This window comes from Nitratidesulfovibrio vulgaris str. Hildenborough (genome assembly GCF_000195755.1).
GTDB classification, from domain to species: domain Bacteria; phylum Desulfobacterota; class Desulfovibrionia; order Desulfovibrionales; family Desulfovibrionaceae; genus Nitratidesulfovibrio; species Nitratidesulfovibrio vulgaris.
In genome coordinates this window covers 3,080,204-3,093,597 of the sequence record NC_002937.3, presented here as the reverse complement: position 1 = coordinate 3,093,597, position 13,394 = coordinate 3,080,204, and the positions used below count along the sequence as shown (strand labels likewise).

Here is a 13,394-nt window from a genome sequence, read left to right as displayed (position 1 = left end):
TCTGGCGACAACAAAGGCGACGGTGGTGCCGTCGTTCTACATGATTCCAATCCCCTGTCGTGTTCACGGGGTTCATCCGCCAGCGTAGGGCGATTCATTGCCGCGAGCATGGACTTGGCGGAGGCACGGCATCAGGTCGCTGACGGCAGGGGTGAACCCTGCCTGCTTCCTTCGCCGGGTCGTCGCCTCTGGCGACAACAAAGGCGACGGTGGTGCCGTCGCCTTTTGCATGCACGCATGGTTGCGTTCATTGTGCCGGTCGGGTGGGTGTGCCCTTGCAGCGCGCGCGCCGTGGTCGGCAACGCATGATGTCATATCGACGAAGTGGTGTGTCAGATGCGTTCGGCGATGAGGTTGCCCATGCTCACGGTACCCACGAGGGTGCGACCGTTCTCCATGATGTCGCCGGTGCGGTAGCCTTCCGCGAGAACACGGCGTACCGCCGCGTCGATGGCGTCTGCTTCTGCGGCCAGCCCGAAGCCGAGGCGCAGCATCATGCCCACCGACAGGATGGTGGCGATGGGGTTGGCCTTGTCCTGTCCGGCGATGTCGGGTGCCGAACCGTGGATGGGCTCGAACAGGGCAGGGCCGCCAGACCCCATGGAGGCCGAGGGCAACATGCCGATGGAACCCGTGATGACGGCCGCCTCGTCGGAGAGGATGTCGCCGAAGAGGTTGCCGGTGACGATGACGTCGAACTGTGCGGGCCAGCGCACAAGCTGCATGGCGGCGTTGTCGACGTACATGTGCGAGAGTTCCACATCGGGGTAGTCGCGGGCCACCTCTTCGACGACCTCGCGCCACAGGCGCGACGTGGCGAGCACGTTGGCCTTGTCCACGGAGCAGACCCGCCGCTTGCGTGCCCGTGCGGTGTCGAACGCAACGCGGGCGATGCGGCGCACCTCATCCTCGTCATAGATCATGGTGTTGAAGCCGGTACGCAGGCCGTCGCGCGTCTCGATTCCGGCAGGCTGCCCGAAATAGACGTCGCCCGTGAGTTCGCGCACCACCACGAGGTCGAGCCCCGCAGCGGCGATGTCTGCACGCAGCAGGCACGCCCCTGCCAGTTCGGGGAAAAGGGCGGCGGGACGGAGGTTCGCGAACAGTCCAAGGGCCTTGCGTATGCCGAGCAGTCCCTTCTCCGGGCGTTTCTCGCTGGGCAGGTCGTCCCATTTCGGGCCGCCCACGGCGCCCAGCAGTACGGCGTCACTGGTGCGGCACGCTTCCACGGTGGCGTCGGGCAGCGGCGACCCGGTGGCGTCGATGGCAGCGCCGCCGATGAGGGCGGAGGAGGTGCTCACCGTGTGACCGAAGCGGCGTGCCACGGCGTCCAGCACCTTGGTGCCCTGCGCCACGATTTCCGGGCCGATGCCGTCACCTGGCAGAAGGCATATGTTCATGTGCATCGTCGTATCTCCACGCGCCGTGCGGCGCATCATGCGTTGCGGAACATGGTCGTGCCCTGCGGAACAGAGAGTTCGCGGGCGATGACCGGGCATTTGGCCTTGAACGCGTAGAAGGCGTCGGGGTGTGTGGTGTTCATGCCCTCGTAATTGCCCTGTCCCTTGGCGAGAATCACGTCGGCCCTTGCCAGCAGCGTGAGAAAGGCTGGCGAACAGCGGTCGGCGACAGTGCCGGGGGCGTCGCACCCTGAAGAGACCACGCGGCACAGGGCTGTCATGCCCACCGCGTCGGCATCCTCAAGCGTGGCGTCGTTGAGTACGGGCACGTCGCGTACGGCGTAGGTCACGTTGCAGCCCTTCCGCAGAAGTTCAGAGACCAGCAGCGTGTCGAGCGCGATTTCGCCGCAGTTGTCGCCGACAACGACGACACCGGCACCCTGCCGCACTTTCTGGCTGAAGCGGGCGTATGTGCCGCCCGCTGCAAGGTCCCGGGACTGTTCGCGTTCAAGCGCACCTTCCCAGTCGAACTCGATACCCGTTCCGGCATCGAGGTAGTTGCCGATGACCGAGAGATGCAGTGCCGTGAGAAGCGGGTCTTCCGCCTTACGCACCCGTTCACGCAGCCCTGGAAGAAGTTCCAGTGCCCGTGCATTGGCCGCAGCTTTCTCGACGGCGTAGGGGTCGGCCACGCCGGTCTCCTCGCGCACCATGCCGTAGAGATGGCGCAGCACTCCGGGGGGCGATTCGGCGAAGTCGAGACGCGACACCCGTTCCATGAAGCGCTTGGCGATGGCCTCGCGCCGCGCGTGTGCGGCGCGTGCCGTGCTTGTTGTACAGGGGGATGCTGCCGCAGCGCCTGTTCCGGTGCGTTCCGCTTCAGTGCAGGGGGTACACGGCCCCTCGGCCCGCAGGGGCGCGGCGGGCTGCCCGGACGTGTCCGGTGCCTCCGCATCGGCGGGCATGGTGTCGGGCACGGCAAGGTGCAACACGCGCAGCGCCTGCCGCATCATGCAGGGAAGGCATTCGAGGCTGGTACGCATCGCTAGCCGTTCTCCCTTTCGAGGCGTGCGCGGACGTAAGGCACGAGCCCGCCCGTATCCAGCAATTCGCGCATGGATTGCGGCACGGGTGCGCAGGTGATGGTGGCACCCGTGGTGCGATTGGTGATGACGCCCGATGCGGCATCGACCTCGATGTCGTCACCGTCCGCTATCTTGTCGACATCGTCGCCCACCTCAAGCAGCAGCAGGCCCATGTTGAAGCCGTTGCGGTAGAAGATGCGTGCGAAGCTGTGCGCCACCACTACGGGCATTCCCGCACCGAGGATGGCGATGGGGGCGTGTTCGCGCGACGAACCGCACCCGAAGTTGCGGCCGCCCACCATGATGTCGCCGGATTTCACGCGCGCCACCCAGCCGTGTTCGAGCCCCTCCATGCAGTTCTCGCCGAGCTTCTGCGCATCGGTGGTGACGAGGAAGCGCGCCGGGATGATGGCGTCGGTATCGATATGGTCGCCCACCTTGTGGGCCGTTCCTGCGTAACGCATGGTCGTTCCTTCGTCGGCTAGAGGGTTGAGGGGTCGGTGATGACGCCGGTGACGGCGGAGGCGGCAGCCGTGGCAGGCCCGGAGAGGTAGACCTCCGACTCGAGACTGCCCATGCGCCCCTTGAAGTTGCGGTTGGTGGTGGCGATGGCGCGCTCGCCGTCGGCGAGGATGCCCATGTGTCCGCCAAGGCAGGGGCCGCAGGTGGCGGGGCCGACGATGCAGCCCGCTTCCATGAAGGTCTCGATGAGTCCCTCGCGCAGTGCCTGACGCCAGATGCCGGGGGTGGCGGGCAGGACGATGCAGCGCACGTCACGCGACACCTTGCGCCCGCGCAGGACGGCAGCCGCTTCGCGCAGGTCGCCGATGCGCCCGTTGGTGCACGACCCGATGACCACCTGCTGCACGGTCACGTCCTTCACCTCGGAGACGGGCTTCACGTTGTCGGGCAGGTGCGGGCAGGCGACCACCGGGGTCATGCCCGTCACGTCGAAGGAGAGTTCGCGCTCGTACACCGCCCCGGCGTCGGCGCTGAACGCCGTATCACCCGTGCGTCCGGCGGTGGTGCAGTACGTGAGCGTCTTGGCGTCGGCGGCGAAGAGTCCGGCCTTGCCGCCAGCTTCGATGGCCATGTTCGCCATGGTCATGCGACCTTCCACGTCGAGGGCTTCGATGGCCGCACCGTCGAACTCCAGTGCGCGGTACAGCGCACCGTCGACGCCGATGGCACCGATGAGCGTGAGGATGAGGTCCTTGGCTCCCACATAGGCGGGCAGCGTGCCCGTGAAGGTGGCACGGATGGTGGGCGGCACCTTGAACCACGTCTCGCCGAGGGCCATGGCACCTGCCACGTCGGTGGAACCGAGACCCGTGGCGAACGCCCCGAGGCCGCCGTAGGTGCAGGTGTGGCTGTCGGCCCCCACCACCACGTCGCCCGGCCCCACGAGACCGAGTTCAGGCAAGAGCGCGTGTTCCACGCCGCAGTCGCCGCCTTCGTAGTAGTGGGTCACGCCCATCTCGCGGGCGAATTCGCGGGTGAGCTTCACCTGCTGTGCCGCCTCGATGTCCTTCTGCGGGGTGAAGTGGTCCATGACCAGTGCCACGCGGTCCTTGTCGAAGACGCGCTTCGCACCCATGGCCCGGAAGGATTTGATGGCCAGCGGGGCCGTGATGTCGTTGGCCAGCACCATCGAGACGCGGCAGCGTACGATCTGCCCGGCATCGGTGATGGCTTCGTCGGTGTGCCTTTGCAGTATCTTCTGTGCAAGCGTGTGAGCCATCCTAGATGCCCTCCTTCTCTTCTTCCTTCTTGACCAGTCTGTTGAGTGCGTTGAGGTAGGCGCGCGCACTGGCGATGATGATGTCCGGGTGGCTGCCGCGTCCGACGGCCGTGCCGCCGTTCTCGCGCACCCGCACGGTCACTTCGCCCTGTGCGTCGGTACCTCCGGTAATCGCCGTCACCGAGTAGCGTTCAAGCTGCGGTGTACGGCCCACGATATGGGCGATGGCGTTGAACACGGCGTCGATGGGGCCTGCCCCGAAACCGGCGTGGCGCATGGTCTCGCCGTCCACTTCCATGACGACGGCAGCCGTGGGCGGCATGCCGGTGTCCGAACATTGTACGCTGAGGTTCACCAGCCGGTAGCGGTCGGGGATGCGGTACACCTCTTCAAGCACCAGTGCCTCGACGTCCTCGTCGTGAATCTGCTTCTTCTTGTCGGCCAGTTGCTTGACGGCGTCGAACACGGTGTTGAGCTGGTCCTCTTCAAGGCGGTAGCCCAGTTCCTCGAGCTTGTTCTTCACCGCGTTGCGCCCGGAGTGCTTGCCGAGCACCAGTTCGGTGCGGGTGCGCCCGATGGATTCGGGGGTCATGATCTCGTAGGTCTCGCGGTGCTTGAGCATGCCGTCCTGATGGATGCCGGACTCGTGCGCGAAGGCGTTGGCGCCCACGATGGCCTTGTTGGCCGGAATGGGCTGACCGATGATCATGGAGAGCAGGCGGCAGGTCGGGTAGAGTTGTTCGGTGACGATGCCCGTGTCGAGGCCGAAGTAGTCGTGCCGGGTGCGCAGGGCCATGACCAGTTCTTCGAGGGCCGCGTTGCCCGCACGTTCGCCGATGCCGGATATGGTCACCTCTGCCTGCCGTGCGCCTGCGCGCAGGGCCGCAAGGGTGTTGGCAACCCCGAGGCCGAGGTCGTTGTGGCAATGCACGCTGAACACGGCCTTGTGCGCATTGGGCGTGTTCTCGATGACATAGCGAACCAGTGCGCCGAACTCCTCGGGCTGGGCATAGCCCACGGTGTCGGGGATGTTGATGGTGGTGGCACCTGCTTCGATGGCCGTGGTGAACACCCGCACGAGGAAGTCCCTGTCCGAACGCGAGGCGTCTTCGGCGGAGAATTCCACGTTGGAGGTGTGCCCTGCGGCATGGCGCACGGCGGCGTCGACCATGCGCACCACTTCGTCGGGGGTCTTGCGCAGCTTGTACTGCATGTGCACCGGCGACGTGGCGAGGAAGGTGTGCAGGCGCGGCGATTCGGCGACGCACACGGCGTCCCACGCCCTGTCGATGTCGGCGGGGAGGGCGCGGCAGAGGCCTGCCACGGTCATGCCCTTCACGGTCTTGGCGATGGCACGGACCGACTCGAAGTCGCCGGGGCTGGCGGCGGGAAAACCTGCCTCGATGATGTCCACGCCCAGTGTCTGCAACTGGTGGGCGAGGCGCAGCTTTTCCTTGATGTTCATGGTCGCGCCGGGAGACTGCTCGCCGTCACGCAGGGTAGTGTCGAAGATACGGATACGTTCCGCCATGATGATGCTCCTCTGGCCTTGCGCGACATGACAGGTCGTCTGGTGTCTGCCGCTGGTTGCACGTATGCGGGCCGGCCGGACGGACGCCTGAGATATCTTTGCTGGGGGGTACACGCCCGCCCGGAACGGCTCGCGTTCCTGAGACGGTTGAGTACGGGGGCGCCGGCTACGTCAACCTATGCTAGGCTGCGTAGTAGCTTGTGGGAGCGACGCGGAAGAATGATGAAGGTGTATACGGGGCCCGAAATCAGGTAACCCGCAAACACCATGAACCCCAAGAGCTTGGGTTCAGAGGAGACAAGGACGAACAACAGGATGGCGGTGACCATCGAGCTGAACGGGTGGGCCTTGATCAGCCCGTATTCCTTGAAGGAGGCATAGCGTACACGGCTCACCATGAGGAAGGAGAGCACGAACGTGACGCCGAGTGTGAACGCCGGGAAGGCGTGCATCAGCTGTTCGGGGACGTAGGGCTGGAAGAACACCATCGCGGCAAGCGTGCAGCCTGCGGCGGGGATGGGCAGCCCCGTGAAGAACTTCTTGGACGTGACAGCCGTGGAGATGTTGAAGCGCGCCAGTCGAAGCGCACCGCACACGGCGAGCAGAAAGGCCACGGCGATGCCGAGGCGGCCGAATTGCTTGAGCTGCCAGTTCCAGACGAGGAAGGCGGGGGCCACACCGAAGGCGACGAGGTCGCACAGCGAGTCGTACTGTACGCCGAATTCGCTGGCGGTGTTGGTGAGACGCGCCACCTTGCCGTCGAGACCGTCCATGAGGGCGCTGAACAGGATGGCCATGGCACAGGCTTCGTATTCACCGGACGCAGCCCACAACAGCCCCAGAAAGCCCGAGAAGAGGCTCGCCGTGGTGAAGAGGTTGGGGAGGATGTAGACTCCCTTATGTACTGGTCCGGTCTTCTGTTCCATTGCCTTGGTTCCTGTATGGCGCACACCGGAATGGTGCGTTGCGCCGTGCCCTGCTGCGCGGGCTAGGCCCCTTCAGGGGACTTGCGGGCGACGATGGTCTGCCCCGCGAAGACATGTTCCCCGACGGACACGGTCGGACAATAGCCGTCCGGCAGGTAAAGGTCAACCCGCGAACCGAAGCGTATCATGCCATAGCGTTCGCCGCGGGTCAGCGTGTCGCCCTCGTCCACGCGGCAGACGATGCGCCGCGCGATGAGTCCGGCTATCTGCACCATGGTCCACTTGCCGCCTTCGGCATCCTCGATGAGGTAGTCGCACCGTTCGTTGTCGGTGGCAGCCTTGTCCCACGCGGCGTTGAAGAACTTGCCGGGATGATAGACGATGTTGCGGATGGTGCCCGCCACGGGCATGCGGTTCACATGGACGTTGAACACGTTCATGAAGATGCACACGCAGGTGCGCTTCTCACCCGTGATGGGGTCGGTGACCGGTTCGACGCGGATGACCCGGCCGTCCGCGGGGCTGACCGCGAGACCTGCCCCTGTGGGCGTGACGCGTTCAGGGTCGCGGAAGAAGTGGCAGCAGAACCACGTGAGCAGCAGAAAGATGACAGCCATCACCCAGCAGCCGATGAGCGCGAAGGTGAGGGTTGCGAGGGTGCAAAGACCGATGGCGGGTAGGCCTTCGGGGGTGATGCTGATGGAGGGGTTTCGCATGATGCTCCGCGGGAACGGCCCGCCGGTCGTCGTTTCGTGATGGGGCACTGTAGGCAAAACGTAGCCCGTTGGCAACGGGGGCACTGGCCACCGGGCCGGTTGTCGCCGGTCAGGGCATGCGGAGGTGCGGCAGCCGCGAGGCGAGGTCGGCGCGGTAGGCCGGCTTGTCGGTGAACAGGCGGGCGTCGATGCCTCGCAGGATGGCGCGCTCGACGTTCCCTGCGTTGTCGTCGAAGAACATGGTCTGTTCCGGGGCGAGTCCGAGCACGTCGAGGGCACGGTCGAAGAGTTCTCCGGTGCGCTTGTTGCGTTTCTCACGGAATGACGAGAAGGCGTGGTCGAAGTGGTGGAAGACGCCATGGCGGTCGTCGAGGGTCTCAAGCCAGTCGGTATGGTCGGAGACGAGGGCCACGGTGAGGCCCTGTTCGCGCAAGGCGTCCACGTCGGCGAACATGTCCGGCCGGATGACGAAGCGCGAAAGCACGGCCTCCTGAAGGGTGGCGTCGTCGTGGGTGATGCCCGTGACTTGGCGCACGCCCTGCCAGAAGGCGGATGCCGGGGCAAGCCCGTCGGCGTAGCCGGATGTGTAGCAGACATCCGTGGCGGCGCGCACGAAGGCTTGCGGGTCGAGGCCGTTTTCCGCGGCGATGGCCCGCAGGCCCGAAATGAACCCCTCTTCGGCGAGTACGCCGCTGAAATCGTAGAGTACTGCCCGCGCGGGGCTGGCTGGATGCTGTGTCATGGCGTATGGTCTCCTGAAGTGTCCGGAACGGGCGAAAGGGACAGGGGCCTGTTCCAGTGTGGCTAGTCGTGTGTGGCAGATTCCGGGCGGAAGCCCGGGGACGGGACTCGGTCCGGCCCTCTTCCGCTGCACGACGGGGCCATGTGACTGGAAGTCTGTCCTCCACCGCTACGGGGCGGAAGCCCTGCCTTCTGCCACAAGGTGATGCAGGGCGTCCAGCCAGCCGGTCAGCATGCTGGCAACGGTGGCAAGCTGGCACAGGCGGAGTACCCGCGTAGGCAGTGAGGTCGTCCCGGCGTGAAGCATACAGGTAAGCACCGACGAAGAGGAGGCAACCATGAGTTCAAACCGTTGTGACGACTGTCACCCCGCTGGCATCGACGACGCGAACCGTCAGCCCCGTCTCGAGACCGCCGCGAAGGGAGGCGGCGAGCCTGCCCCCTCCACCGCGAATCTGCCCGATGCGGCGCATCTGCCCGGCGGGCGCATCCGCATCGGGATAAGCTCGTGCCTGCTGGGCAATCCGGTGCGGTTCGATGGCGGACACAAGTTCGACCCGTGGGTGGTCAACGTGCTTGGAGCCTACCTCGATTTCGTGCCCGTCTGTCCCGAGGTGGAGTGCGGCATGGGTATCCCGCGCGAGGCGCTGCGCCTCGTGGGCGACCCTTCCGCGCCGCGCCTTGTCACCGTGAAGCATGGCGAGGACTGGACGGACAGGATGAGGGCGTGGGCGGAGCGCCGCGTGGCCGAACTCGAAGGCGAGGGGCTGTGCGGCTACATCTTCAAGCGCGCGTCACCGTCCAGCGGCATGGAGCGCGTGAAGGTCTACCCCGAATTCGACCCCGCCACGGGCAAGAGCGGCGGCGTGCCTGTGCAGAAGGGCGTGGGCATGTTCGCGCGTGCTTTCATCGAGCGTTTCCCGCTGCTGCCGGTGGAGGAGGAGGGCAGGCTCAACGACCCCGACCTGCGCGAGAACTTCATCGAACGTCTCTTCGTCATGCGTCGCTGGCGTCAGCTTCTCGACGACGGACTCGACACGGGCGGGCTTGTGGCCTTCCATACCCGGCACAAACTCCTCATGCTGGCCCATTCGCCGCAGCACTATCGCACCATGGGAAAGCTGGTGGCACAGGCGGCGACCTATCCCCGTGACGAACTGCGCGAGGCTTACCAGCGCCTGCTCATGGAAGGTCTGCGGCTTCGCGCGACCCCCGCCAAGCACGTCAACGTGCTGCAGCACATCATGGGGTATTTCCGCAAGCAACTGACCCCCGACGAGAAGCAGGAGATGCTGGAACAGATAGACCTCTATCGCCGCGCCCTCGTGCCGCTGGTGGTTCCCGTGACACTGCTCAATCACTATGTCCGCAAGTATGGCGAGAAGTATCTGGCAGGCCAGTTCTACCTCAACCCGCATCCGGTCGAACTCAAGCTGCGCAACCATGTGTGAGCATGTTCGGGGCCTTCCGTAGACCTCTACCGCAGGCGGTTTCCGGAGGCGGGAGGCATGGTCGGGGCTGTGGCAGGCGACTGGACGGTCCTGCATTCTCAGGGGGTTCACGCAGGTCCGTGGTGAGCCCCCGGGCGTTCTTGCGCGCATCGGGGATTGCCCCCTTGCCGAGTGCGCTGGCAGTGGTGATATGGTTGTGAGGAGGAATCAGCCATGGACCCGATAACCCACGTAGCCAGCGGCGCAGTAGCCATGTACGCCTTGCGTGAAAGGCCCCGCACAGCTTGGGCCTTGCCCTTCGGCATGGTTGCGGCCGCTTCGCCCGACGTGGACATCTTCTTCGGTTCCTCCGCCATCGACTACCTCACCATCCACCGGGGTATCACCCATTCCTTCGCAGGGGGGGCGTTGCTTGCCCTGTTGCTGGCGTTGCTCTTTGCCCTGCCGTTGCGCCGTGCACCGCAGGGGTGGGGATTCGCCAAGGTGTGGGGAGTCTCGTACGCCCTCGTCCTCGTCCATATATGGCTTGATGCCATCACCACCTACGGAACCCAGATATTGCAGCCCTTCTCCGACTGGAGGGCGGCGTTGCCCGGGGTGTACATCATCGACCCGCTGCTGACCCTGCCGCTTCTGGCGGCTGTTGCCGGGGCGGCCATGTGGGGTCGGCGCGGGCTCGCCGTCGCCGCCGTGCTGTGGATGTTCGCCTACCCCCTCGCCAACGTCGGGACGGCGAAGGCACTTGAAGGCGTGTGGTCGCAGCGTCTCGCCAGCGAGGGGCGACCCGCCGTGGTGCACGTCATCCCCGACGGATTCACCCCGTACTACTGGAAGCTGGTGCATGACGCGGGCGACAGCTGGCGCATGGCACGGCTTACCCTGTTCGACGACGCCCCGCCTGCCTTCGAGACATATGCCAAGGCCAACCCCGGTTTGTGGAATCGCCTCGAGGAACAGGACGAACTCTTCCGGGTCTATGGATGGTTCGCGATGTTCCTCACGCAGGAGACGGCTTCGCCCGATGGTTCGCTGGTGGCCTTTCGCGACCTGCGCTTCACCACGCTGGTGCCCTTCCTGCGTGAACGGCTTGGACGCGGGACGGGGACGGCTTTCCTGTTGCTGGCACGCCTCGGGACGGACGGCAGGCTGGAGGGCGTGCGGTTCAGGGGCGGGTCGTCGAGTCGCGATGCAAAGGGAGGGGACGGGTTCCGTCCGCCTGCTGGCGGGGTGTCCCCGCTACCCCGAGTGAAGTAGGCTCAATGGAGAGGTGCAATGGCCCGCGTGACGTTTTTTGCGCCACCATCGGCGTGGCGGCGGGGGGGCCGGGCAAAAGGTGCGGCATTCTGCCGCTTACGTCCGGGGCCATGAACGTTCCCCTTGACGGGGGTTGTCGACCGTATCGACGACCAGAGGCTTTTCACGCCACCCTCTTGTCATGACGTTCCTCTCACGGTATTACTTCAATAGGATGAAGTAATTGTCCTACCTAGCCTGGGCCACGCCATACGGAGGTATCACGGTGAACAAGAGCGAACTCGTCAAGATGCTTGCGGAGAACCATGAGATTCCCGCCGAGGAATCGAGCGTGATTGTCAACCTCTTCTTCGACTCGGTGCGCGACGCACTGCTGCAGGGCGACCGTGTCGAGATTCGCGGTTTCGGGTCGTTCAAGGTCAAGGGCTACAGGGGCTATAAGGGCCGCAACCCCAAGACGGGCGATAACGTCGAGGTTCCGCCCAAGCGACTCCCCGTGTTCCGTGCCGGGAAGGAACTCAAGGAAATCATCAATCCCTAGGCGACAGGGAGGCAAGGCGTCGCACCCACACCCATGCGAGACGCAGTCCGGGCCAAGACGAACAGAAGGTCCGTGGCGGGCATGCCCGCCGAATTGATGGACCTCGACCTCAGGCACCTGCATCTTCGCATCGGTGAGGGGATTCTTGCCGCACGTCCGGCGCTCATCGCAACGGTACTGGGGTCATGTGTCTCGGTGACGTTCCATCATCCGTCGACGGAGACGGGTGGCATCTTTCACGCCATGCTTCCCACCGTGCTTGGTGCGGCAGACGGTGCGCGCACTCCATGCAAGTACGTGGACGCCGCCATCGAAACACTGCTGGGGCAATTCGCCCGCCGGGGCATTGCCGCGAACGATCTCGTCGTGAAGCTCTTTGGCGGGGCGTTCACCATGAACCCCGAAGAGAAGCAGCGCCTGCGGTGCATCGTGGACGTGGGGGGGCGCAACGTCGAGGTGGCGCGCGCCACGTTGCAACGCTTCGGCATCGAACCGCAGTCGGAGCATATTCTCGGCGACCGGGGGCGCAAGCTCTTCTTCCATTCCGGCACGGGCGAGGTCTGGGTGCGACTTTTGCGTCGGACGGAACCGCCTTTGCCGTCGGCACTGGTGTGCCGCGATGATTTGACGTAGGAAAGACCTTCGATCATGGCGCCATCGTTGATGGGGCGTTTGCCGTCGACCATCGCATTCCGGCGTGCGCCTTATGTGTCGACCGGGCATCTGAACAACATACAATCTGCTGTGCATCTGGCGTTGTCTGTTGCGTCGTCGTGATTCCCCGGCGTGTGCGGTGCCCAAAGGCCCTGTTGCGGCTACGACCTGTCACTCAAGCACAGTCGAAGGAAAGCCCCGACCATGAAGGTCGTATTCTGCATCGACGACAACCCCCGCTATCTGCTCATGCTCCGCGTTGCGGTGCGGTCTCTGCGCCTGCTGCACCCCGACATCACATGCGTGTGCGTCTACGCTGGTGACGACACAGGCGTCATGGATGCTGTCCGAGAGGAAGGTGTGCTGCTTGCCCGCTATCGCCCGGTACTGGACGCGACCACCATCCCGGCGGCATTCCACCGGTGCATCGGCTGTTTTCTCAAGCTCGAACTGGCGCTCGTCCCTGAACTCGCCGCCGAGTCGCATGTGCTCTACTGTGACAGTGATGTGCTCTTCCGACGCCCGCTGGACGACCTTCTCGCGCTGCGTCCGCCCTACATGGGCATGGCGCGCGAAGACACCGCCCCGTTCTTCCATGACCACGCCGAACTCGACTACATGTGGCGCGGCAGGCGCTATGTGGTGCCGTTGCCCTTTCCCATCTGGACGTACAGCAGCGGCGTGGTGCTCTTCAATCTTGAACGGTTGAGGCGGCATGACCATGTCCACAACTTCCTCGCCTTCTGTGCGGGGAATGTGCAGCGCATCGGCAACCTCGACCAGTCGTTGCTCAACTACTTCTTCGGCAAGCGCATCACCAAACTGGACCCCCGCTGGAACTGCCCTCCCTACAGGCAGGCGGCATTGGCGGAGGGGCACATCATCCACTTCCACGGCCCAAAGCCGTGGGATACCGGGCAGGCGCTGTGGCGCGACCTGCGTATCAACCATTACGGCGTGTTGCGTGAAGAGTGGCTGGACTGGCTGACGTCTGAAGAGCGGTCGCGTGTCAGGGTGTGGGAGGCGTCGACGCACGAGGCGTGAGAAGAGCGTTGCTGAAGGGCAAGGCCTCTGAAGCAGTGCACGTGCCGTCCGGAAGACGGGGAGGTGGTGAAAACGTTCACCACGCAAGACCGTCAGAAGAGAGACCTTCTGGCCCGATGCTGGCAGGTAGCGAGGCCTGCTGACACGGAACCGGCAGACAGCAAGGCCTGTAGCCGTTGCGAGGCGCGCAGGCAGCATGTCCGATGAGCCTGAGGCTGTCAGCCGGGAGGCCGGCAGGTGAGCATCACCCGGGAAGCCACTCCTTCAGACTGTTGTCGGCCTGCCCGTCATGTCCGGCCCGGTTCCCGTC

At 64.9% G+C, this 13,394-nt stretch carries 14 protein-coding genes; 5 read left to right on the top strand and 9 right to left on the bottom strand.

What is annotated here, in order from left to right:
* Positions 1-332: 332 nt before the first annotated feature.
* The 9 genes from leuB to DVU_RS13990 all read right to left on the bottom strand — a co-directional run bounded on the left by leuB (position 333) and on the right by DVU_RS13990 (position 8,447).
* Positions 333-1,406 (bottom strand): 3-isopropylmalate dehydrogenase, encoded by a 1,074-nt coding sequence (gene leuB / locus DVU_RS14030; protein WP_010940244.1) that lies wholly within the window; start codon positions 1,404-1,406, stop codon positions 333-335.
* Positions 1,407-1,435: 29 nt separating this feature from the next.
* On the bottom strand, positions 1,436-2,443 hold the full coding sequence (locus tag DVU_RS14025; RefSeq protein WP_010940243.1) for a damage-control phosphatase ARMT1 family protein: 1,008 nt from the start codon (positions 2,441-2,443) through the stop codon (positions 1,436-1,438).
* A gap of 2 nt (positions 2,444-2,445) precedes the next feature.
* Positions 2,446-2,949, bottom strand: coding sequence for a 3-isopropylmalate dehydratase small subunit (locus DVU_RS14020; RefSeq protein ID WP_010940242.1), 504 nt, complete (start codon positions 2,947-2,949; stop codon positions 2,446-2,448).
* Positions 2,950-2,966: 17 nt separating this feature from the next.
* Positions 2,967-4,226, bottom strand: a complete 1,260-nt coding sequence (locus DVU_RS14015) for a 3-isopropylmalate dehydratase large subunit (RefSeq protein WP_010940241.1) — start codon at positions 4,224-4,226, stop codon at positions 2,967-2,969.
* A 1-nt stretch (position 4,227) separates the two neighbouring features.
* Complete coding sequence (locus DVU_RS14010; protein ID WP_010940240.1) at positions 4,228-5,757, bottom strand: 2-isopropylmalate synthase; 1,530 nt, start codon at positions 5,755-5,757, stop codon at positions 4,228-4,230.
* Between the two features lie 176 nt (positions 5,758-5,933).
* Positions 5,934-6,683, bottom strand: coding sequence for a CDP-diacylglycerol--serine O-phosphatidyltransferase (pssA, locus tag DVU_RS14005; RefSeq protein ID WP_010940239.1), 750 nt, complete (start codon positions 6,681-6,683; stop codon positions 5,934-5,936).
* Positions 6,684-6,745: 62 nt separating this feature from the next.
* Positions 6,746-7,399: a phosphatidylserine decarboxylase family protein gene (locus DVU_RS14000; protein ID WP_010940238.1), complete on the bottom strand. Its 654-nt coding sequence runs from the start codon at positions 7,397-7,399 to the stop codon at positions 6,746-6,748.
* Between the two features lie 109 nt (positions 7,400-7,508).
* Complete coding sequence (locus DVU_RS13995; RefSeq protein WP_010940237.1) at positions 7,509-8,141, bottom strand: HAD family hydrolase; 633 nt, start codon at positions 8,139-8,141, stop codon at positions 7,509-7,511.
* A gap of 168 nt (positions 8,142-8,309) precedes the next feature.
* Positions 8,310-8,447, bottom strand: coding sequence for a hypothetical protein (locus DVU_RS13990; RefSeq protein ID WP_164928139.1), 138 nt, complete (start codon positions 8,445-8,447; stop codon positions 8,310-8,312).
* A gap of 31 nt (positions 8,448-8,478) precedes the next feature.
* Here DVU_RS13990 and DVU_RS13985 point away from each other — a divergent pair, with 31 nt between their 5' ends.
* From DVU_RS13985 to DVU_RS13960, 5 genes are all read left to right on the top strand, one after another.
* Complete coding sequence (locus DVU_RS13985; protein ID WP_010940235.1) at positions 8,479-9,591, top strand: YbgA family protein; 1,113 nt, start codon at positions 8,479-8,481, stop codon at positions 9,589-9,591.
* Between the two features lie 213 nt (positions 9,592-9,804).
* Complete coding sequence (locus DVU_RS13980) at positions 9,805-10,845, top strand: metal-dependent hydrolase (protein ID WP_010940234.1); 1,041 nt, start codon at positions 9,805-9,807, stop codon at positions 10,843-10,845.
* Between the two features lie 265 nt (positions 10,846-11,110).
* Entirely contained in the window at positions 11,111-11,386 is a 276-nt protein-coding gene (locus DVU_RS13970) for an HU family DNA-binding protein (protein ID WP_010940232.1), read from the top strand.
* Positions 11,387-11,467: 81 nt separating this feature from the next.
* Positions 11,468-12,019, top strand: a complete 552-nt coding sequence (locus DVU_RS13965; RefSeq protein WP_014524592.1) for a chemotaxis protein CheD — start codon at positions 11,468-11,470, stop codon at positions 12,017-12,019.
* 225 nt (positions 12,020-12,244) lie between these two features.
* Positions 12,245-13,084 (top strand): glycosyltransferase family 8 protein, encoded by an 840-nt coding sequence (locus DVU_RS13960; RefSeq protein WP_014524591.1) that lies wholly within the window; start codon positions 12,245-12,247, stop codon positions 13,082-13,084.
* Positions 13,085-13,394 lie beyond the last annotated feature (310 nt).

Bases quoted from the DNA above. Each gene is read 5' to 3' on its own strand.
- leuB (WP_010940244.1), bottom strand. From the start codon at position 1,406: ATGCACATGAACATATGCCTTCTGCCAGGTGACGGCATCGGCCCGGAA.
- DVU_RS14025 (WP_010940243.1), bottom strand. From the start codon at position 2,443: ATGCGTACCAGCCTCGAATGCCTTCCCTGCATGATGCGGCAGGCGCTG.
- DVU_RS14020 (WP_010940242.1), bottom strand. From the start codon at position 2,949: ATGCGTTACGCAGGAACGGCCCACAAGGTGGGCGACCATATCGATACC.
- DVU_RS14015 (WP_010940241.1), bottom strand. From the start codon at position 4,226: ATGGCTCACACGCTTGCACAGAAGATACTGCAAAGGCACACCGACGAA.
- DVU_RS14010 (WP_010940240.1), bottom strand. From the start codon at position 5,757: ATGGCGGAACGTATCCGTATCTTCGACACTACCCTGCGTGACGGCGAG.
- pssA (WP_010940239.1), bottom strand. From the start codon at position 6,683: ATGGAACAGAAGACCGGACCAGTACATAAGGGAGTCTACATCCTCCCC.
- DVU_RS14000 (WP_010940238.1), bottom strand. From the start codon at position 7,399: ATGCGAAACCCCTCCATCAGCATCACCCCCGAAGGCCTACCCGCCATC.
- DVU_RS13995 (WP_010940237.1), bottom strand. From the start codon at position 8,141: ATGACACAGCATCCAGCCAGCCCCGCGCGGGCAGTACTCTACGATTTC.
- DVU_RS13990 (WP_164928139.1), bottom strand. From the start codon at position 8,447: ATGCTTCACGCCGGGACGACCTCACTGCCTACGCGGGTACTCCGCCTG.
- DVU_RS13985 (WP_010940235.1), top strand. From the start codon at position 8,479: ATGAGTTCAAACCGTTGTGACGACTGTCACCCCGCTGGCATCGACGAC.
- DVU_RS13980 (WP_010940234.1), top strand. From the start codon at position 9,805: ATGGACCCGATAACCCACGTAGCCAGCGGCGCAGTAGCCATGTACGCC.
- DVU_RS13965 (WP_014524592.1), top strand. From the start codon at position 11,468: ATGCCCGCCGAATTGATGGACCTCGACCTCAGGCACCTGCATCTTCGC.
- DVU_RS13960 (WP_014524591.1), top strand. From the start codon at position 12,245: ATGAAGGTCGTATTCTGCATCGACGACAACCCCCGCTATCTGCTCATG.